The 21,204-nt window shown below is 51.5% G+C and carries 17 protein-coding genes; 14 read left to right on the top strand and 3 right to left on the bottom strand.

Annotated features, from left to right (window positions below; translation table 11 throughout):
• Nucleotides 1-10: 10 nt before the first annotated feature.
• The 14 genes from manD (at nucleotide 11) to J3B89_RS08815 (ending at nucleotide 17,787) form a co-directional block, all read left to right on the top strand.
• Nucleotides 11-1,219: a D-mannonate dehydratase ManD gene (gene manD, locus J3B89_RS08750; RefSeq protein ID WP_215397163.1), complete on the top strand. Its 1,209-nt coding sequence runs from the start codon at nucleotides 11-13 to the stop codon at nucleotides 1,217-1,219.
• Between the two features lie 216 nt (nucleotides 1,220-1,435).
• Nucleotides 1,436-2,455 carry a LacI family DNA-binding transcriptional regulator gene (locus J3B89_RS08755; protein WP_215397164.1) on the top strand — a complete coding sequence of 340 codons (1,020 nt, stop codon included), beginning with the start codon at nucleotides 1,436-1,438 and terminating at the stop codon, nucleotides 2,453-2,455.
• A gap of 187 nt (nucleotides 2,456-2,642) precedes the next feature.
• A complete protein-coding gene (locus J3B89_RS08760; protein ID WP_215397165.1) occupies nucleotides 2,643-5,303 on the top strand; it encodes a TonB-dependent receptor in 2,661 nt (886 codons plus the stop codon).
• Nucleotides 5,304-5,382: 79 nt separating this feature from the next.
• Entirely contained in the window at nucleotides 5,383-7,665 is a 2,283-nt protein-coding gene (locus J3B89_RS08765; RefSeq protein WP_215397166.1) for an alpha-N-acetylglucosaminidase, read from the top strand.
• A 13-nt stretch (nucleotides 7,666-7,678) separates the two neighbouring features.
• Nucleotides 7,679-8,755, top strand: a complete 1,077-nt coding sequence (locus J3B89_RS08770) for an acyltransferase family protein (RefSeq protein WP_215397167.1) — start codon at nucleotides 7,679-7,681, stop codon at nucleotides 8,753-8,755.
• Nucleotides 8,755-9,678, top strand: coding sequence for a glucosamine kinase nucleotide-binding domain-containing protein (locus J3B89_RS08775; protein ID WP_215397168.1), 924 nt, complete (start codon nucleotides 8,755-8,757; stop codon nucleotides 9,676-9,678). Before J3B89_RS08770 ends, J3B89_RS08775 begins: the two co-directional genes overlap by 1 nt.
• Complete coding sequence (gene nagB-II / locus J3B89_RS08780) at nucleotides 9,675-10,667, top strand: glucosamine-6-phosphate deaminase NagB-II (protein ID WP_215397169.1); 993 nt, start codon at nucleotides 9,675-9,677, stop codon at nucleotides 10,665-10,667. Before J3B89_RS08775 ends, nagB-II begins: the two co-directional genes overlap by 4 nt.
• Before the next feature lie 24 nt (nucleotides 10,668-10,691).
• On the top strand, nucleotides 10,692-11,861 hold the full coding sequence (gene nagA, locus J3B89_RS08785) for an N-acetylglucosamine-6-phosphate deacetylase (RefSeq protein WP_215397170.1): 1,170 nt from the start codon (nucleotides 10,692-10,694) through the stop codon (nucleotides 11,859-11,861).
• Nucleotides 11,858-13,174 (top strand): sugar MFS transporter, encoded by a 1,317-nt coding sequence (locus J3B89_RS08790; RefSeq protein WP_215397171.1) that lies wholly within the window; start codon nucleotides 11,858-11,860, stop codon nucleotides 13,172-13,174. The genes nagA and J3B89_RS08790 overlap by 4 nt, the downstream gene beginning before the upstream one ends.
• A gap of 3 nt (nucleotides 13,175-13,177) precedes the next feature.
• The gene (locus J3B89_RS08795) at nucleotides 13,178-14,653 is read left to right on the top strand and encodes a phosphoesterase (protein ID WP_215397172.1); all 1,476 of its coding nucleotides are present in this window, start codon (nucleotides 13,178-13,180) and stop codon (nucleotides 14,651-14,653) included.
• Nucleotides 14,654-14,794: 141 nt separating this feature from the next.
• Nucleotides 14,795-15,943: a glycoside hydrolase family 43 protein gene (locus J3B89_RS08800; RefSeq protein ID WP_215397173.1), complete on the top strand. Its 1,149-nt coding sequence runs from the start codon at nucleotides 14,795-14,797 to the stop codon at nucleotides 15,941-15,943.
• A 46-nt stretch (nucleotides 15,944-15,989) separates the two neighbouring features.
• Nucleotides 15,990-16,925, top strand: a complete 936-nt coding sequence (locus J3B89_RS08805; RefSeq protein WP_215397174.1) for an alpha/beta hydrolase — start codon at nucleotides 15,990-15,992, stop codon at nucleotides 16,923-16,925.
• Between the two features lie 67 nt (nucleotides 16,926-16,992).
• A complete protein-coding gene (locus tag J3B89_RS08810) occupies nucleotides 16,993-17,268 on the top strand; it encodes a type II toxin-antitoxin system TacA family antitoxin (RefSeq protein ID WP_251372319.1) in 276 nt (91 codons plus the stop codon).
• Nucleotides 17,269-17,787 carry a GNAT family N-acetyltransferase gene (locus J3B89_RS08815; protein WP_215397175.1) on the top strand — a complete coding sequence of 173 codons (519 nt, stop codon included), beginning with the start codon at nucleotides 17,269-17,271 and terminating at the stop codon, nucleotides 17,785-17,787.
• 42 nt (nucleotides 17,788-17,829) lie between these two features.
• Here the strand turns inward: J3B89_RS08815 and J3B89_RS08820 are convergent, their stop codons facing one another.
• The 3 genes from J3B89_RS08820 to J3B89_RS08830 form a co-directional block, all read right to left on the bottom strand.
• Nucleotides 17,830-18,567: a hypothetical protein gene (locus J3B89_RS08820; protein WP_215397176.1), complete on the bottom strand. Its 738-nt coding sequence runs from the start codon at nucleotides 18,565-18,567 to the stop codon at nucleotides 17,830-17,832.
• Nucleotides 18,568-18,763: 196 nt separating this feature from the next.
• The gene (locus J3B89_RS08825) at nucleotides 18,764-19,711 is read right to left on the bottom strand and encodes an alpha/beta hydrolase (protein WP_215397177.1); all 948 of its coding nucleotides are present in this window, start codon (nucleotides 19,709-19,711) and stop codon (nucleotides 18,764-18,766) included.
• 100 nt (nucleotides 19,712-19,811) lie between these two features.
• The gene (locus J3B89_RS08830; RefSeq protein ID WP_215397178.1) at nucleotides 19,812-21,203 is read right to left on the bottom strand and encodes a M23/M56 family metallopeptidase; all 1,392 of its coding nucleotides are present in this window, start codon (nucleotides 21,201-21,203) and stop codon (nucleotides 19,812-19,814) included.
• Nucleotide 21,204: the final 1 nt, after the last annotated feature.

A 21,204-nucleotide genomic window follows, 5' to 3' on the forward strand; every position in this document is an offset into this window, starting at 1 on the left:
GAGGAACACTATGAAAATCATCGATGCCAAAGTGATTGTAACCTGTCCGGGCAGAAATTTTGTTACGCTGAAGATCACCACCGATCAGGGCTTGTACGGTATCGGTGATGCAACGCTTAATGGCCGCGAGCTGGCGGTTGCCAGTTATTTGCAGGATCACCTGATCCCGTGTCTGATTGGCCGCGATGCCAGCCAGATTGAAGATATCTGGCAGTTTTTCTACCGTGGCGCTTACTGGCGCCGTGGCCCGGTGGGTATGACCGCCATAGCGGCTATTGATGTGGCGCTGTGGGATATTAAAGCCAAAGCCGCCAATATGCCGTTATACCAATTACTGGGAGGCCGCAGCCGTGATGGCGTTATGGTGTATGGCCATGCCAATGGCCGGGATATCGCCGAAACGGTAGCGGAAGTGGGTAAGTATATTGAGCTGGGTTATAAAGCGATCCGCGCCCAAACCGGCATACCTGGCCTGGCCAGCACCTATGGTGTATCGAAAGATAAAATGTATTACGAACCGGCAGATAACGATTTGCCGTCAGAAAACCTGTGGTCTACCAGTAAATACCTGAACAGCGTACCCAAGCTGTTTGAAACACTGCGCAGCACCTATGGTTATGAACATCATTTACTGCACGACACCCACCACCGTTTAACGCCGATTGAAGCCGCGCAGCTGGGTAAATCGCTGGAGCCCTACAAACTGTTCTGGCTGGAAGATGCGGTACCGGCAGAGTTACAGGAAGGCTTCCGGTTGTTCCGCCATCATACCACTACGCCTATAGCCGTGGGTGAGGTGTTTGCCTCTATCCATGATTGTCAGCAACTGATCAGCGAGCAGCTGATTGACTATATCCGTACCACCATAGTGCACGCTGGCGGTATTACCCATTTACGCCGTATTGCGCACCTGGCCGAGCTATATCATGTGCGTACCGGCTTCCACGGCGCGACCGATTTAAGCCCGGTAACCATGGGCGCGGCACTGCATTTTGATACCTGGGTGCCGAATTTCGGTATTCAGGAATATATGCGCCATACCGATGAAACCGACGAAGTATTCCCGCACGATTACCATTTTGATAATGGCTATCTGAAGGTGGGTGATACACCGGGCCATGGTGTTGATATCGATGAAGCCAAGGCGGCGAAATACCCGTATAAACGTGCCTATTTGCCGGTAAACCGGTTAGAAGACGGTACTATGTTTAATTGGTAATGGGGTTTAATTGGTAATGGGGTTTAACCGGTAAATAGTCCATATTGTTGGTTAAGGCCTGCACCAGAGCCAGCTAAAATGCTACCGGCACTGGTTCAGGCTTTATTTTTTTGTGTAACTTAAGCCGTTGTAAGCAGAAAGTTATTTGCACAGCCAGGGGGGCCGGTATAAAGTTGGCTAATCACGCTGCATGCTTAGTTAATCTTAATGGACGCTATGTCGAGCAAAAAACCTACCATCAAAGATGTGGCCCGCCTCGCCGGGGTGTCGTTTAAAACGGTGTCCCGGGTAGTGAATAATGAAGCCTGGGTCAGCGATGACATTAAAACCAGAGTGCAGGCAGTTATTGCCCAACTGAATTATCAGCCCAACCGCACGGCAAGGCTAATGCGCACAGCGCCGTTTTCACTGGCGTTTGTGTACGATAACCCCAACAGCCATTACGTGATTGAAATGCAAAACGGCATTTTATCGCAGTGCCGGCAAAAAGGCTTTGAGCTGGTGATCCACCCGACAGATTCTCACTCTGGCCAGGTACTGCAGGAGCTGACTACTATTATTGGTAGCAATCAGGTGGGTGGGGTGATCCTGACACCGCCGCTGTCAGAAAACCGTGAACTGGTGCAGCAACTACTGGCCCAGCAGGCTAAAGTAGTACGTATAGTGTCAGGCTCAGCACCACCGGATGATTTGTGCCCAACCATTTATGTTGACGATGAACAAGCCGGTTTTAACATTACCCGGCATTTGCTGACACTGGGCCACCGCCGTATTGCGTTTTTGGGCTATCACAAAGATCACCAATCGTCACTGGGTCGTTATCGGGGCTATTGTGCCGCGCTGCATGAGGCCGGCTTAACGGTGTCAGAACAATTGGTGCTAGCCGGTGATTTTACCTTTGATTCAGGTGTCGCCATGACCGAGCAGCTATTACAGCGCGGTGACAAACCCACCGCATTGTTTGGCTGTAATGATGAAATTGCCGCCGGTGCTTTATTTACTGCCCGTATGCATCAGCTAGCTGTACCACAAGACCTGTCGATAGTAGGCTTTGAAAACAGCCCGTTCTCGCGCCAAACCTGGCCGAGGCTAACCACAGTGCACCAACCCAATGCCGAAATAGCCGCCAAAGCGGCTGCCCTGCTCATTAGCCTGATGCTGGAGAATGAAGCGCAAACCGAACATTGCGGCTTTGAGCTGCAATTGGTATTGCGTGATTCTGTTTCTATATTGTAGAAAACATCATTTTCAATAAAAACAATAGCTTAAAATTTATGTCAACGTTGTCATGTGTTTAATTGACAACGTTGACAGTGTGGTGCTAACTTGAATTCAGAGTGGTTAATAAATCACCGGCCAGTAAACACTGGTACACAGGAAAAGACGTTCAATAAACCATAATTGGCAACAAGAGAGCGCAGGTATGAACAGGTTGAATCAGCACAAGTTAGGTAAGAAAACAGTTCTTGCATCGATCCTGGCGTCGTTATTATTTCCGGCGCTGGCCCAGGAGCAACAGCAGCAAACAGCAGCAGATGATGATAATTATGAGGTTATTTCAGTAACCTTCCGTGGCAGTTTAGTGGCTGCGGCTGATATTAAACGCCAGGATACTAAAGTAACCGACGCCATCACCACGGAAGATATCGGCAAATTTCCCAGTGAAAACATTGCTGAAGCTATTCAGCGTATTCCGGGCGTACAAATTTCTAACGTTAACGGCCGAGGCTCAACCATCAGCGTGCGCGGGCTCGGCTCGCAATATGCACGTACCACCCTGAACGGCCAGACCATGGCCAGCGCCGATTTTACCAGTGGTTTTCGGTTTGACATTATCCAGACTGAACTGGCGTCGTTGATTGAGGTGATTAAATCGCCCACAGCAGACATGGATAGCGGCGGTTTATCCGGCACTATTAATATTGATACCGCGTCGCCTTTATCCTTCAGAGAGCAAAAAATTCTGTTGTCGGCCAACGGCCAGTATTCAGAATTTTCACCCAGTGGTGATGTTACACCAAAAGCCAATTTTACCTATATTGACCAGTTCGCCGGTAATACTGTAGGCCTGTTGCTGAATATGGGCTATCAGCAGTTAGACGACCGGGTAGACAACCTGTGGATGGATCGCTGGTTTGTTGATGCACAAGGCGATGTTACGCCGCGCCGGCCGCGCTATCGCCGTATTGACCGTGAAACCGACCGCACCTTGTTTAATGGTACCCTGCAATGGCGACCGTCGAATGAGTTTGAAGCTAAATTCACCGCTGTGTATGCCGGTGATGACACCAAACAGGATCTGAACCAGCAGGTGTTTTTGTTTAATGAAAACCAGATCACCCGCTTAGGTGCGGCTGAAAATGGCGTGTATAACCAGATCCAAATCAACAATTTTACCACCGAAAATAACCGCCAGCTGGAAGACAAAGACGCAAAATCGCAGGCTTATACCCTAGAGCTGGATTACGACTGGAACGACTGGGCCTTTAGCAGCGTGTTGCATTACACCGCCGGTAAAGCGGTACACAATGAAGAAGCGGCAATATTAGCGACAGTAATTTCACAGGCTACGCTGGATATTTCTAATCCGTCTAATGTGGTGTTTGATGTTGCTGAAAACCTGGCTGATCCGGCCTTGTACCCGGCAATAATGCCGCGTAATGAATACCCCAATGGCGCCAGCCGTAAAATGGATTCTGATGAAACCGCCGTGCAGTTTGATGCGACCCGTCTGCTGGACTGGCATGGTTTTACCAGTATTTCTGCCGGGGTTAAATACCGTAAAGAAACACTGGAGCGCGAAGTATACCGCACTGACCGCGCTGCTATTGGTGATGCCGACCCGGCAGATTTACCGTCAATGGCTGAGTATGGTTATCTGGTAACAGACTTTCTCGACAACCAGATGAGTATTCCACACAGCTGGATAGCACCCAATATTCAGGCATACCGTGATGCACTGGTGGCTGAAGGTGTAACGGTACCCACCTTATTTGCTGCCCAGTCCAGCTATTCGATGGAGCGGCAAATTACCTCGGCCTACCTGATGGCTAACTTTGAAACTGAAGTATTTGGTTTGGCTCTGCGCGGTAATTTTGGTGGCCGCTACGAGCAAACCAAACGTGATGTTAATACTTATCTGACTGGCGACACTCACCCGGATAACGAAGAAATTAAACTGGCGATTGGTGAAATTACCCAAAGCTATGATTACAACAACTTCCTGCCAAGCGCTAACTTTGTGCTGGCACTGAACGATGATATGCAGGTGCGCCTGGCTGCAGCCAAAGTACTGGTAAGGCCCATTCTGACCTCTAACACCCAGTTAGCACCGTCAGAAACCTCGGGAGAAAATTCGGTTGGCAGCCGCACTTACACCGTCAATCTGGGCCAGCCGGAGCTAAAAGCCCTGACAGCGAATCAGCTGGATTTAGGCTGGGAGTGGTACTACAGCCCGGGTGATTCGTTAACGGTAAACCTGTTTCAGAAAGATATTAAAAACGGCACCGTCAGCGAGCTGGTGTGCCCGGCACAATACAACGGCACAGCCCTGGGTATGGCCGGTTCAGAGTGCGTTGACGCCAGCGGCAATATTTACGATATCACCGCCATTTACAACGACAGCTCCACGCTGACTGTAAAAGGCTACGAAATTGGCTGGAACCAGGGGCTGGATAACCTGTTACCGGTGGCCGGTTTTGGCTTAAGTTCTAACTATACCCGTATTCTGGTAGATGAAAGCGAAGGTTTTACCCTGAGCAACTCATCTGAACAAACCTGGAATATTACCGCTTACTGGGAAAACGAGGAGTTCAGTGCCCGTGTAGCCCTGAACCACCGCAGCCCCTATGTTCAGGATAGCAGCGATGCATTTTTTGCCCGTGAAGGCCGGGTGGTAAATGGCCGTAATCAGGTAGATTTGCTGTTGGGCTGGACCATCAGCGATCAGTGGTCAATGCGTTTTGGTGCACTTAACGTAGCCGGTAAAGATGAAGAAGCCTACCGTGATGAGCAAACCCGTGCCTGGCAAACTACCAGTGTGATCGGCCGCAGCTACTATCTGGGTGTAAGCTTTAGCATGTAAGCCTCAGTAGTAACAGGGCCTGCCGCCTGGGGCAGGCCCTGTGTTGTGCATTATAACGATGATAGTAAAAGGACATCCCATGCATTTATTCCCAATGAATTTATCTCAGTTTCGCCGTAAGGTACTGGCTTCCTGCTTGTTGGCTGGCGTACTGTTAACCGGTTGCAGCCCGGTAGTTGAGCAACCGCAAAGCGTAGTGGCAGAGCAACAAAACAGTGCAGGCGCTGAACCGGTGCGGCAGCTGTTTGAACGGGTGGCAGGCCAGGCTGTACCGCATGTGCATTTTTCGCTGGTTAATGATGAACAGCCAGATTGGTATCAGGTTGAGGCGCAGGGCGGCCAGCTGTATGTCAGTGCCAATGCGTTAACGGCGCTAAGTTACGGTACTTATGAATATCTGCGCCAGATTGGCGCTATGTCGGTAAGCTGGGAAGGCAGCCGGGTGCAGTTGCCACAGCAGTTTGCTGATTACCCGGCCGAGCGGGTTACGGCATTATTTCAGCAGCGCGCTTACTTAAATGTCTGTGCTTATGGTTACACCACACCCTGGTGGAATTGGGAGCGCTGGCAGCAGGAGCTGGACTGGATGGCGTTGCATGGGGTAAATAACCCGGTGGCGATGGAAGGCCAGGAATATATCTGGCAACTGCTGTGGCGCGAGTTTGGCGTATCTGATGATGAACTGGCGGCTTACTTCTCTGGCCCTGCATTTACCCCCTGGCAGCGGATGGGCAATATTGAAGGCCACGAAGGCCCGTTGCCACAAGCTTATATCGATAAAAAACATCAGTTACAAAAACAGATCCTGCAAAAAATGGCGAGCTACAACATGAAACCGGTGGTACCGGCGTTCTCCGGTTATGTGCCGGAGCAGTTTGTTAAAATGTTCCCTGACGCCCGGATCATTGAAATGAAAGCCTGGAGTGGTTTTCCTAAACCCACCTATTGGCTCGATCCTGCCGATCCGCTGTTTGCCAAAGTTGCCAGGCGTTTTATAGAGCTTTACAACGCTGAATATGGTGAGCAGAAATACTACCTGATGGATGCCTTTAACGAAATGCTGCCGCCGGTATCAAAAGATAACCGTTATCAGGATCTGGCCGGTTATGGCGAAGCGTTGTATCAGTCTCTGGCGCAGGTAGTGCCCGACGCCACCTGGGTAATGCAGGGCTGGATGTTTGGCTCAGACAGGCATTTCTGGGATCTGGATTCCATTCAGGCTTTTTTAAGCAAAATACCTGATGACAAAATGATGATCCACGATATCGGTAACGACCGCTACGACGTATGGCAGGGCGCCAAAGGGTTTTACGGCAAGCAGTGGGTGTTTGGTTTTATCCATAATTACGGTGGCAGCAACCCGGTATATGCCGATTTTGATTTCTACCGCGAAAAAACTGCTTATGCACTACAGCATGAAGAAAAAGGCAATTTAACCGGTTATGGCGTATTTCCCGAGGGGATCCACGGTACGTCATCGGCATACGAATATATGTTCGACGTAGCCTGGCAAGGGCAGGCTACTGCAACAACAGAGTGGCTGCAGCAATACCTGAATGCCCGTTACGGCAGCACCAGCCCCGCGTTGTTGTCAGCCTGGAATAAACTGTACAAAGCAGTGCTTAGCACCAAGTATTGGGATCCGCGTTGGTGGGAAGGCTCAGCAGGTGCTTATTTGTTATTTAAACGCCCTTCAACAGAATATCTGCGTGCTACAGGTGCACCGGGTGATTTAGCTTTGCTGGATGAGGCACTGCGTGATTTGGTGGCCTTACCGCAGGCACAGCAGCAAGACAGGTTATTCCGTTATGATCTGGTTGACTTTGCCCGCCATGCAGTTACCCAGCATATTGATACGTTGCTGCAACATACCACTCTGGCTTATCAGCAGGGTAAAGTAGAACAGGGCGATAATTTCCGCCGTCAGGCTGAGCAACTGATACTGGGTGTGGATGCGCTGATTGGCGGCCAGCAGGAAACGCTTTACAGCTGGGTTAACGATGCCCGCGCCTATGCTGATAGCCCGGAATTAGCCGACTTATACGAGCGCAATGCCCGTAAGCAAGTCACTATTTGGGGTGGAGAGAGTTTAAAAGACTACGCCTCTAAAGCCTGGCAGGGTATGTATGCACACTTTTATCTGCCGCGCTGGCAGCTGTTTTTCGATGCCCAGCGCCAAGCCGCAGTAAATGGTAAGCCACTGGATACTGCCGCACTGGAGCAACAATTAATTGCCTGGGAAAACGCCTGGCTGGAGCAACCGTTACCGCCTGCATCAGCAGTGCCGGCCGATGTGGTGTCTGCAGTAAAAGCGCTGCAACAACTGGTTACCGCCAGTAAAGCGCCGCCGTCGAATCTTTAAGCAGGAATATACTATGCAGTCACAACGTTTGCTGGCATTAGACTTATTCCGCGGTTTAACCATTCTGTTTATGATTATGGTTAACAGCCCTAACACCTATGGTGAGTTTTCTCATGCCTACTGGGAAGGGGTTACTTTTGCCGATTTTATTTTTCCGTTCTTTTTGGTCATTGTCGGTGTAGCGGTAGCCATCGGTTTACAACCGGTGGCGCGTAGCGCACAGCAGCTACAAGAGGTGCGGGTAAAAATTTTGCGCCGCACTCTGATCCTGTTTGGCCTTGGCATCTTCGTTAACCTGATTTACCTGAAATTTGCCGACCTGCGCATTCTTGGCGTACTGCAACGTATTGCACTGGTGTATCTGGTGTGCTCGTTGCTGTCGATGCACTGCAGTACTAAACGCCTGGTGCAAATTACGGTGTTTATTCTGCTGAGTTACTGGCTGCTGATTTTACTGGTACCGGCTCCGGGTTTAGCTGCAGGGCAACTGCAGCGTGATGCCAACCTGATTAACTGGTTCGACAGTCAGTTTCTGCCCGGTATGTTATGGCGCGGTAGCTGGGATCCTGAAGGCATACTCAGCACTTATCCGGCTATCGCCAGCGGTTTATTTGGCGTCATTATGGGGAGGTTAGTGTTGCAGTATAAGCAGCAACTGCCACAACTGGTGATGCTGCTGTTTGTGCTGGGCTTTAGCAGCTTTTTACTTGGTTGCCTGTGGAGCTTGTGGTTTCCGCTGATTAAGCAAATCTGGAGCAGCTCTTTTGTTCTGGTAACCAGCGGTATGGCCAGCATGGTACTGGCACTGCTGATTTGGTACACCGACGTACAGCAATACCGCAAGTTTACTCAGGTTTCACTGGTGTTTGGTGCCAATGCCATTGTGGCTTATGTGCTGCATGTAGCGCTGGAAAAACTGCTGGAACTGCAAATTGCAGGTGTGTCGGTACACGGCAGCTATTTGCAGTTAGCTGAACAGCTTGGTTTAAGCCGGTTTTTCAGCGCCGGGCTTTGGATAGTTGCCTTTCTGGCCTTGTGTTACATGCCGGTATGGTGGATGTATCAGCGCAAAATCTTCGTAAAAATTTAATGACATCAGCAGTGCAGTCTGAGGAGATTTTAGTGCAGCAAAGCGAACAACTTTTTATCGGCGTGGATGGTGGTGGCAGCAAGTGTAAAGCCCGGCTGGAAAACGCCAGCGGCCAGTTGCTGGCCGAAGCCGTAGCAGGCCCGGCCAACCCGGCGACAGACTTTGCCCAGACCACCGATTCTATACTCAGCGCCTGTCAGCGCGTGTTGCAGCAGGCCGGTTATGCCAGTGCAATGTTAGCGCAAAGCCATGTGGTGGCGGGCCTGGCGGGGGTAAATGTGCCCAGGGTGCAGCGGCAAATGCAAAACTGGCGGCACCCTTTTGCCAGTATGCAGGTTACTACCGATTTACATATTGCCTGCCTGGGTGCCCATGGCGGGCGCGATGGCGCCATTTTAATAACCGGTACCGGTACCGCCGCTTTTGCCAGTGTGAATGGCGAACAATGGTTATTCAGTGCACAGGGTTTTCCGTTGGGGGATCGGGGCAGTGGTGCCTGGCTTGGCTGGCAGGGGGTGAGCGCTACGCTGGATGTACTGGATGGCCTGCAACCGGCAACAGAGCTGACGCGCAGTATATGCCGCCGCCTGGGGGTAAGCAGCAATACCGAGCTGATCAGCTGCTGCATAGGTTACAAAGCTGCAGATTACGGCCAGTTGGCACCCTTGGTATTGCAACAACAGCAACAGGGCGATCCTTATGCCTGCGATATTCTGGCCAGGGGGCTTAGTTATATTCAGGCGTTATTGCAGCGCCTGCAGGACAGCGGCGCGCCGCAGATTGCCATGATAGGCGGTTTAGCACCACAACTGGCGGCGTTATTACCGGCAGCATTACAGCAACAATTCAGCCAGGTGCAGGGCCCGCCTGAGGCAGGCGCCAGTGCACTGGCCCGGCAGTATTTTCTGGAGAAACAACTATGACCCTGATGCGACAGGAAGCCAGCGAAACCTGGCAACGCATTCAACAACAAATTGACAGCAACGGCAGCTTATATGCCGAAGTGGCAGAGCGCATTCGCGGCTTTGACCCGGCCTTTGTTTATATTGTTGGCCGTGGCACTTCTGATCATGCCGGGGTATTTGCCCGCTATCTGATTGAGGTGGAACTGGGCGTGGTGGTAGCGGCTGCTGCGCCTTCTGTAGCCAGTTTATTTGCCCGCCAGCTTAAACTGCAACGCGCACTGGTGCTGCTGATATCTCAGTCTGGCCGCAGTGAAGACATACTGGCACAGGCCCGTGCCGCCAAACAAAGCGGGGCTTTGGTGCTGGCGCTGGTAAATGATATAAGTTCACCGCTGGCAGCCCTGGCCGACTATGCGGTGCCATTGCTGGCCGGGCCGGAAAAAGCCGTAGCGGCAACCAAGAGTTATTTGTGTACGCTGGCTGCGATACTGCAGCTGGTAGCGCACTGGAAGCAGAATGCGGCACTGCTAACGGCATTAAACAGTTTACCGCAAGCGCTGCAAAGCGTACTGGCACAACCGGCTCAGTTGCAATTGCCGCACCTGCAACAACTGCGGCACTGTGTGGTATTGGGGCGTGCTTTTGGTTATGCCATTAGCCGCGAAATAGCACTTAAAATCAAAGAAGTATGCGGTATTCAGGCCGAAGCCTTCAGCAGCGCCGAGTTTTTACACGGCCCGGTGTCGTTACTAAACCAGCCGCTGACATTGTTAAATGTGGCGCTGGAGGATGAAAGTACCGCTGCACACCAGGTGCAAATCAGTGAGGTGAAAAAGCGCGGTGCTGAGGTAGTAACACTGCACAGCACCCTGGCGGATATTCATCCGCGCCTGCAGCCATTATTGCTGATGCAGCGCTTTTATCTGGATATTGAAGCCATAGCAGTGGCAATGGGTAAAAACCCGGATGCACCGGTGGGGCTGAATAAAGTGACCATTACGCTGTGAGTGTTAAATTGCGAGTGTTAAATTATGAGTTTGGCAAATAGCGTTATGCAAACCCTGTATGTGGCGCAATGCTTTGATGGCAGGCAGCTACTTACCGATGTCAGGCTGGACTGGCAACACGGCCGTATCAGTGCTATTCAGGCCGGGGTTAAGCCAGGGCAACCTGGCCAGCAGTTACAGGGGCTGCTTTGCCCCGGCTTTTTTGACATTCAGGTAAATGGCGGCGGGGGCGTGTTATTTAACCAGCAGCCGGATACCGCCGCCCTGCGCACCATCAGCCAGGCGCATTTGCAGTTTGGCACCACGGCCATGCTACCAACGGTAATTACCGATAAATTGCAGGTTATGCAAGCTGCCGCCGATGCGGTAGCCGGGCTGTTACCACAAGCCGGGCATACAGTAGTGGGTATTCACTTTGAAGGCCCGCATCTTTCAACCGCGCGGCGGGGTATTCACCCGGCAGACTGTATCCGGCCCTTGTCTGATGCTGAGCTGGCACTGTTTTGCCGTAAAGATCTGGGCATTGTTATGGTAACGCTGGCACCGGAAACCGTACCGGTAGCGCAAATCCGCGAGTTATGTGCTGCGGGCGTTATTGTTTGCCTGGGCCATTCTGCCGCCACGGCAGAGCAAGCACTGGCCGCTATTGATGCCGGAGTCCGCTGTTTTACGCATTTATTTAATGCTATGTCGCCGCTGACCAGCCGCGAGCCCGGCATGGTAGGCGCTGCGCTGGCAAGCACAGATGTGTATTGCGGCCTTATTCTGGACCATTTGCATGTGCATCCGTTGTCGGCGCGTATTGCCGCGCAGTGTAAAGGTGAGGATAAGCTAATTCTGGTCACCGATGCGATGGCACACACCGGTAGTGAGCTACAAACCTTAGCTTATCAGCATACTGAAATCCGCCGCGACGGCTTAAAGCTTACACTGCCTGATGGCACGCTGGCCGGGTCAGCGCTGGATATGCTGACGGCACTGCGCCACTACCATCATGATTTAGCATTACCGCTTAGCAGCGGTTTAAAAGCGCTTAGCACTAACCCGGCCGGGTTGTGTGGCCTGCATACTGACATCGGTTACCTGCAACAGGGCGCGCTGGCCAATATGCTGTTGCTTAATACCGAACTGGATATACAGCGCTGCTGGTTACAGGGCGCTCAGATTAATAACAACAACAGGATACAGTTATGACCCATCCCGGCAAAACCGGCTACGGCCTGCAACCGATTATTATTATCGGTGTGCTGTTTTTTATGTTTGGCTTTATTACCTGGCTTAACGGGGCGTTAATCCCGTTTTTACAGCTGGTATGCCAATTAAGCGAAGTACAGGCTTTACTGATCGCCTTTAGTTTTTATATTGCTTATGTGGTAATGGCACTGCCGATGGCACGGGTACTGATATGGTCGGGTTATAAAAATGCCATGTCGATTGGCCTTGGCCTGATAGCGCTGGGTTGTGCGTTGTTTATTCCGGCAGCGTTAAGCCAGCAGTTTGCGGTATTTTTGCTGGCGCAGTTTGTGGTGGGCTCCGGGCTTACCTTATTACAAACGGCGTCTAACCCTTATCTGGTAAGGGTAGGGCCGGAGCAGTCTGCCGCAGCGCGTATTTCGCTAATGGGCATTTTAAATAAAAGTGCCGGAGTACTGGCACCTTTGGTATTTACCTGGCTGGTGCTGCAGGATTTAGGGCATATTACCGCTGAAAGCCTGGCCTTACTGGACGAAGCACAACGCCTGCAACAGTTGGAGATGCTGTCGCTGCAACTTATTACACCTTATGCCGGTATCGCTGTGGCCATTTTGCTGCTGGCGGTGGCACTGCGCTTTTCTGCCTTACCCGATTTACCGGCCGAGCCTGCACCGGTTAGCACTGGCAAGGGCGACACCTCGGTATGGCAGCACCGGCATCTGGTGCTGGGTGTTATTACACTGTTTTGCTATGTCGGCGTTGAAGTTATCGCCGGTGACACTATCGGTTTGCTCGGCTCTGCATTACAAGTACCGGGGGCCACTACACTGACTTCTTACACATTAGCCTTTATGGTGCTGGGCTACAGTTTAGGTTTATTGCTGGTGCCGCGCTTATTATCACAACGCCAGGCGCTGGCTATTTCGGCCGGGCTGGGGCTGGTACTGTCTGTGGCGATTTTGTTGTCCGATACCCAAAGTAGCGCTATTGCTGCTGTGCTGTGGGGCTGGGCCGGTATTCCGCTATTGCCGGATCCGGTTAGCCTGGTAGCGTTACTGGGGCTGGCCAATGCACTGGTATGGCCGGCAGTGTGGCCACTGGCGCTGGCTGGCTTAGGTTCATTAACGCCCAAAGGCTCTGCCTTATTAATTATGGGTATTGCCGGTGGTGCTGTACTGCCGCTGGTATACGGTGCCTTATCAGAGCAAACCGGGCCGGTTAGTGCTTATATGGTGCTGCTGCCCTGTTATGCGATGATTTTGTATTACGCACTGCATGGGTCTAAGCCCAAACACATCGCAGCAAAGAGGTAAATAATGAAGTTGGCTGTATGTGTACTAAGCCTGAGCCTAGCAGTACTGGCAGGTTGCCATAGCAGCCCGGCGGTAACCGAAGCAAGCCCGCAGGTTACTGAGGCAAGCGATACCCGCCAGTGGCTGGCTGGCGATCACCATGTGCACACCCATTACAGTGTGCGCTGGGATACGTCGGTATTTCCGCCAAAACCCATTATTGGCGGTGATGCTATTTATTCTATTCCGCTTAACGCCCAGATGGCCGCGCACCACGGCTTAAGCTGGCTGGTGATTACTGATCACGGCGGGCCAAACCGTGCCAAACTGGCACTGGAGCAAGCCTACCCGGAACTGCTGGCGTCGCGTAAAGCACTGCCACATATTCTGCAATTTTACGGTATGGAATTTGACGTACCGGGCAATAGCCCCGGTGGCCGCCATGCCACCTTTATTATGCCAAAGCGGCCAAGCGAAGCGCAGCAACTCTATGATATAGAAAGTAAATACAATGGCCGCCAGGGCATGCCGCCGTCACCGGACAAAGCCGACGATGCCTATATGCTGCTGGCATTAAAAGCCATGGCCGCCTTGCCAGACACGCCTTTATTGCTGGCGAACCACCCGGGCCGGTTGGCAACGGGTTTTCGTGAATATAATAAAATTACCCCCAAACAATTACGGGACTGGCAAGACACCGCCCCCGAAGTCGTGATAGGCATGAGTGGTGCCGAAGGGCATCAGGCTGCGGTATTTAACCGTGATGGCAGCCTTAAGCCAGAGGGGGGGCGCGGTGAATACCCCGGTTACCCCACCATGGGCGGTTATGATCAAATGACTGCACGTTTAGGTGGCGTATGGGACAGCCTGCTAAGCGAGGGCCGTAAATGGTGGGTAACTGCCGTATCCGACAGCCACGGCCATTACACGGACGGCTGGGCCGATTTCTGGCCCGGTGAGTATGCCAAAACCTATGTTTATGCCGATAAAAGCTACGACAGCATTTTCGACAACTTAAAAGCCGGGCGCATATTTGCCGTTACCGGTGATTTAATTGATGCCTTATTTGTTGAGGTTGCAGTAAAAGACTCCGATCGCCGCGCCGGTATGGGCGAAACCTTAACGGTAACAGCGCAGGACGAACTGGTGCTGCGGGTACGCTTTCGCGACCCGGATACCTTAAACGCTGGCGGCTATAACCCACAGGTTGCGCGGGTAGATGCCATTGTCGGCCAAATCAGTGGCCCGGTGGCCGATCGCAACAGTGACGAAACCAGCACAACCCGCGTATTGCAGCGTTTTTACCAGCAGGACTGGCAACAACAAAACGGCTTTAGCGTATTTGAGCTGCCACTTGGCAAAGTAACAGCCGATCAGTATCTGCGCCTGCGCGGCACCAATCAGCGCGACGAGCTGGAACCGCAGCCGGATGAAAAAGGCGAAAACCCCTGGCATGATCTGTGGTTTTACAGCAACCCGGTGTTTATCAGGGTTATATAATATGTAAGGTGCAGTATGTAAAGGTGCAGCAAATAAGGTAAAGCGATTAAACGGATTCGTAACAGCATAGGCGTTCCGTTAAGCGGCAAATTTATACACACTGTTGCGTATCCAATTATTGCAGCCGAAGGATACGCTTTAATGCTTACCGCCAAAAGTCTCATAAACAGTAAAAAACGCCTGGTGTATTTGTGCCTGGTTATATCCCTTTGGGGAGCATTCGCCTGCAGTACAGCAGTAGCAGGATCTTCTGACCGCAATACTACAGCTATCGCCCCCACAAGCTTTGACAACCCTATTATTAAATACGATACCAAAGATCCAACCAACGAGCCGGGAGAGTTAATTTATACCGCAGATCCGGCCGTGATGGTGCTGGATGGCACGGTATACCTGTACACCACACACGATGAGCAGTCCGTGGACGGCAAAGATTACCGCATGTACGACTACCGGCTCTGGACCAGTAACGACATGGTTAGCTGGCAAAATAAAGGTGCTGTACTTCGCTATTCTGACTTTAAATGGGCCAGGGGCGATGAAAAAACCGGCAATGCCTACGCTCATCACGTTATCCACCGGAAAGATCAGTCGGGTAAGTCACGCTATTATTTTTATGCCGCCGTAGAAGGGGGGCAAACCAACGGTAAATTCGGCTTTTCGATTGGCGTGGCCGTATCAGACAGCCCACAAGGGCCTTTTACCGATCCACGCGGCATGCCGATGATTTTGCTCGAAGATACCGCCAGGGATAAAGATCACAGCTGGCGTAATATCGACCCTGCTGTTTTTATTGACGATGATGGCAGGGCATACCTGTATTGGGGCAATAAGCAGTTATGGTGGGTTGAGCTTGAGCCGGATTTAATCCATCTGAAAGGCGAAGGCTACACGCTGGATGCGGCAGGTAATATGCAAAACCGCGATACCAGCAAGGTAAAAATTCATACTGTCGATACCCTGCCTGATTTTGAAGAAGGCCCTTACCTGTCAAAACACAAGGGGATCTATTATTTGGTGTATGCAGCCGGGTTTCCGGAAAGCCTTGCTTATGCCACCAGTACATCCGCCACCGGGCCCTGGCAGTATCAGGGCATCATTATGGAACCCTTGCCTGGTACCACGACCATTCACCCGGCGATGTTTGATTTTAACGGCAACACCTATCTCGCCTATCACAGTGCCGACCTGCCCGGCGGCGGTAATTACCGCAGATCAGTATGCGTGGACAGAGTGTACTTTAATGCAGATGGCACCATTAAACCTATTGTCAGAACCTTTAAAAAATAGCGCGTGTAAAGCCCTGATAAGATGATAAAGAGAGGAAACTCATCGTATGACAGAGATAAAACACAGAATCTGGCTTAGCTTTGTACTGGCAGTGTGTTTAGTTACCGCGCAGGCTTTTGCGCAGGCAAACGACGTGATGACGCCAATAGCGCCGCCTAATCAGACCAATGCTATCGAAATTGGTACCGGCCCGCTGCCTGGCGCGCAAACGCAAGAGTCATGGCATTCTCAGTACGGCAGCCGCTTTGTGCGCAATGTTACCCTTGCCACGCTAACCCCCTTTTTGCCCGATCCGAAAAAGGCCAGCGGTGCTGCTGTGATCATTGCCCCCGGCGGCGGCTTTCGCACCCTGTCGATGGATAACGAAGGCTGGCAGGTTGCCCAGGCCCTGGCCGATAAGGGCATCGCAGCCTTTGTGCTTAAGTACCGGCTAAATCAAACACCGGCAGAGATGACTGAATTTAAACGCGCGATGGACGAAATGTTTTCAGCCACCGGGCGCCGGCCACCACGGCCTGATCAGGCACAGATGAAAGCCAGCCTCGCGCCGCAGCTTGCAGACGCGCAGGCCGCCTTCGCGCTGATCCGCAGCCGCGCAGTGGAGTGGAAAATCGACCCGGACCGTATCGGTATGGTCGGTTTTTCTGCCGGTGCCATGCTTACCATGGCAACAACGCTGGTTGATAAAGACGCTAAGCCAGCCTTTATTGGCAATGTCTACGGCCCGATAGATGCGGTAGAGGTACCAGCCGATGCACCACCGCTATTCGTTGCACTTGCCGCCGACGATCCATTGTTTGCCAATGGAGAATTCGGCCTGATTAAGAGCTGGCATGCCGCCAAAAAGCCGGTCGAGTTTCACTTTTACGAGCAGGGCGGCCACGGCTTTGGCATGTACCCGAAAGAAACCACCAGTACCGGCTGGTTTAATGCGTTCACAAACTGGCTAACAATGCATGGTATGTTTAAGCGTAAAGAGTAACAGGCTTGCGGCAATATGCCGTACAGCGCTATACTGTTTGGAGGTTTTTTGTACAGGAGTGAACACCATGACAACAGCACTTCGGGAACGGATAGAAATGCGGGTGGATGCAGAAACCAAGCAATTGGCAGAGCGGGCCGCCGCCGCGTTAGGCTGTGCGTCCCTGACAGAGTTTATGGTTCGTCTTATTCGGGACAATGCACCGCAAATATTGCAGGCACAGGCAGCCATTGAATTAACGTCAGCCCAGTTTGATCAGTTTATGCAGATCTGTGAAGCGCCACCTGCACCACATGGTCGTTTAAAAGCCGCCGCCGCCCAGCTTGACCGTGAGGGGTTTTAATTGGCTCTGGCTGCAGAATTTGTGCTGCTGGATACCGCCTTACATAATTTAAAAGCATTTGATTGTGGCAAAGTCAGCCTGAATGACTACCTAAGCCGCTATGCCGTGCGCAATAGTCGCTTGGGCTTAAGCAAGACCTGGGTACTTACCGAACAAACCGGGCAGGGTAAACTACCCGTCGCCGCCTATTTTACTCTGGCCAGCAGTACAGTAGTGCGGGGAGCACTGCCAGCACAAAATAAATCACTTCCGGCGTATCCGGTGCCGGTTGTACTGCTGGCTCGGCTAGGTGTATCTGTGCAATATCAGGGGCAGCAACTGGGAGCCAAAACGCTGGTGCAGGCGCTGAGGACGGCTCTTGAACTTACGGACCGGGGCTTACCCGCGCTGGGCGTAGTCTTGGACGTGTTGGATGATGCGGCCCTCCGGTTTTATCAACACATGGGCATGTTTATGCCGCTAACCGATCAACCGAAACGTTTATTTATACCGATGGGCACTATTCGACAATTGGTGTAGCCCGCAAGCCGCTTAAAGAGTAATTTTCCGTGCCCATGAATTTCAGTTTTCGCTTAACTTTCGCTGAGCCTGCAGCTCTGCTCTGGCTTCTGGCTGGGTGATATACCTTTCTATTGCCGCCATTAGCACTGGCGCATCAATACCGTAGGTGGAGGTCATAATCACAAAATCAGCGCCGGTCCATTTGCGGGATGACGCCATTTGCTTGCTCACTTTAGCCAGATACGACGCTGGTTCTACCGTAATATTTTCCGCTGCAACCGACAGAAATACCGCCGGGTTATTATGGATGTCACCCCGGTATAAATCGGTAATAGCTTCCCAGGCAATACTAACTTTGCCTTTGGGGTAGCCAAAGGTAAAGCCTGCCGGGTCGAACTGGATATAGGTTTTGGCTAATCTGCCGCTAAATAAACCGAGTAATAACACTGCGCCGGTAATGGCAATAAGCAGGCTAATGCCGTAGAAAATCCGGTTGTCGTCAGGCTGAAACAACATAAGGGTGCTGCCAAATGCCAGTAAACCAATACCCAGTAAAGCGATGCGCTTTTTGGATGCATGGATAGGTTCGCCGCCGCTAACTGTTACGGTGTGTAATGACTGGCGCTGCAGGCGCAATTTGCGAATAATAATATGCACTGCCACCGCAAAGCAGGCACCAAAAAACACCAGCGTTGTCATGCCGGTATTAAAATCTTTTTGCATAATCAGCAGACTACTTAGCACAAAAAGCAGGCCTATCAGGGCAAAGAGCCAGTCTTTGAAGGTAACTTTATCCAATGTCGGTTCCGCAGCAGGTTTGGCAATGAAAATATGCCGGCATTATAGCGCGATGGAAGAACCTAATTGCAACAACGCCGGGCTTACCCGGCGTTATATTGTGGTTTTGCGCAGTGCGCAAATTTAATGTTGGCAACGTAATTTTGCCATCCGGCTGTTAAGGCAACCGGATTAGGCTGTACAGGTTGCCGGATTATCAACCTGGTTTGTAAGGGCCGTGGCCGGGTAATAATTTTATCAGTGCGCGGCTGATCATAGATGGAAATACCGATAAATGATCTTCGTCTGCAATAACCTGGCTTTCTACCTGTAAACCGGGGTAATTACGGCTTTTTAAGGTTTTTTCAAACTGTTGCATGTCGGCCATGATATTTACCGATTTGGCATAGCGCGGGCCGTCTTTTATTTGTTCGTACTCGGCGGCATACAGTTGTACCCGTAGTGTTTTATTAAGCTGTTTCAGTTGCTGCTGCCGTGCGGTGTATTGTTGCTCAAGTTTAAACATATATTTTTTATCAAACCACAGCGATGGGCTGCTTAAAATATACGTATCAAAGGTTTCTGGTTTGGTCAGCAGAATTTGTGTGCCCAGTAAGCCGCCATAGGAGTGGCCAACAAAGAGTTTGCGGTTTGGGTCTAGCTGATAGTGTGCCAGTACAAACGGAATAACCTGCTGTTGCAAATAATCGGCATATGCGGCTGCGCCGCCATAGCCTGTGCGGGTGGCGGTAGGGGTGTAGTCCAGATTGCGACTGGCAGTAGGGGAATCGCCTTTGGCGTAAGACAGCCCGACAATAACGAAGTCTTCAATATTCTGGCCGCCTGCGCCAAGGCGGTTGCGGATGCTGCGAATGAGCGGAAAGGCGTAATTGGCGTCTGACACAAAAAGCACCGGTAGCTTTTTTGCCGTTGTGCCATAAGATGCCGGTAGATCTATCCACACCTCATAGTGCCGGCCATTTGCCGCTGGCAGTTGATGTACTGCGGTATTGCTAAGCTCATACGCCGGTGCCTGTTCTTGCGCCAATAGCTGTTCTGCGCTGGCTTTGCTATCGGCCAGCGTTATCGGGCTGAGTAATGTTAGCAGGGTAAGGCATAGGCTTGTGGAGAATGGTGTTTTGTACAGTGGCGCTGTTAATTTCATGCGATTTTCCTTCTTTATTAATGGTTTCAGCGTTTTTCAGGCAATAAGAACCCATACCCGGCAGGGCCGGGCAAAAATTGGCCTGTGTTTAGTGAAGAAATTACAGTGGCAGGTAGGGTGCCGGGTCTTGTTGTTTACCGTTTAGCAATAGCTCAAAGTGTAAATGCGGCCCTGTTACCCGGCCTGTAGCACCCATTTTGCCAACCGGCTGACCGGCTTCAACCGTTTGGCCCGCTACCACATAAAAGCCGTCCAGATGTGCGTATAAGGTTTGATAACCGTGGCCGTGGTCAATTAGTACTACCTTGCCGTACCGTTCATGCAGGCTGGTGTCATCGGTAATTAATACCCGGCCTTTTTGCGCAGCCAGCACGGCAGTACCGGGCTGGGCTGCAAAATCCAGCCCCTGATGCGGGCGGTTATCACGAAACGGATGTTGCTCAGCATAAAATGAGTTAACCGGTACATTGTTAACAGGCAAATGCCATATTGCAGGTGGCGCAGTAAAATTAAGCCGGGCAATGGCGGTATTAAGCGCTACGGCGCTGCAACACAATATTAGGGCAATACGCCATTTTTGTCGCAGCGATACGGCAGCTACAGGTTTAAACAATTGTTGCAAACGTTGCTGATAAAATTGTTTATCTGTACTGGCTTGAACAAAGCCGGGCATCAGTTGCGGCGGTGTTTTGGGCTGATTTAGCGCTAAGCTGGCCAGCAAGGTTTGGCCATATAACACTGCGTGCTGCGGTTGTGCTGCCAGCACGGCGTTATCTACTGCCAGTTCTATGTTGCGGATAAAAGCAGCTTCCAGCTGCCGTAATACCGGGTTAAACCAGCACAAGGCTACCAATATACGCATAATAAGCAGTTGCTGTGGATCGCGCCGTTGCAGGTGCATCAGCTCATGGCTGATCAGCAATTGCCGCTGTTGTTCAGACATTTGCCAGATATAAGCAGGCACCACCAGTGTTAGCTTAAACCAGCCTGCAATAAAGGGGGATACTGCGGCTTCGGTTTGGCGCAGCGTGAAACGATTTGCCAAAGGGGCAATTTGCTGCAGTTGCGCTGCCGTAAACAGGCTGTCAGGTGCCAGCCTGGTACTATGGCGGATAAACTGCTGCAGTTGTTGCCATTGCCTGACAAGCCTTATCAGTTGTATAAGGCTTAGGGTAGCAATAAAAGCTAAGGCTATTTGCCAGTACAGCCCGGTATTGGCGGGGGTGCCAAGCAGGGCCGGATGCATAGGCTGTGCAGCTAATGTTTGCACTGAATACAGGGTGTCCTGTAGCAATACCGAGGGAATAGTCCAGTGTTGATACAGTTCCGGTAACGGCAGTAAGGGTAAAAAACCTAACGCCAGCAGCCACCAGTATAAAGCAGGCCACTGCTGCAAGGCGCGGCTTCTTTTAAGCAGCGGCTGGGTTATACCCCAAAGTACGGCAGACCAAAGCGTAGATAACAATAGTGAAATCAGCAGATGTTGTGCCATA

The organism is Rheinheimera oceanensis (genome assembly GCF_018831085.1).
In the GTDB taxonomy this organism is placed as follows: Bacteria; Pseudomonadota; Gammaproteobacteria; order Enterobacterales; family Alteromonadaceae; genus Alishewanella; species Alishewanella oceanensis.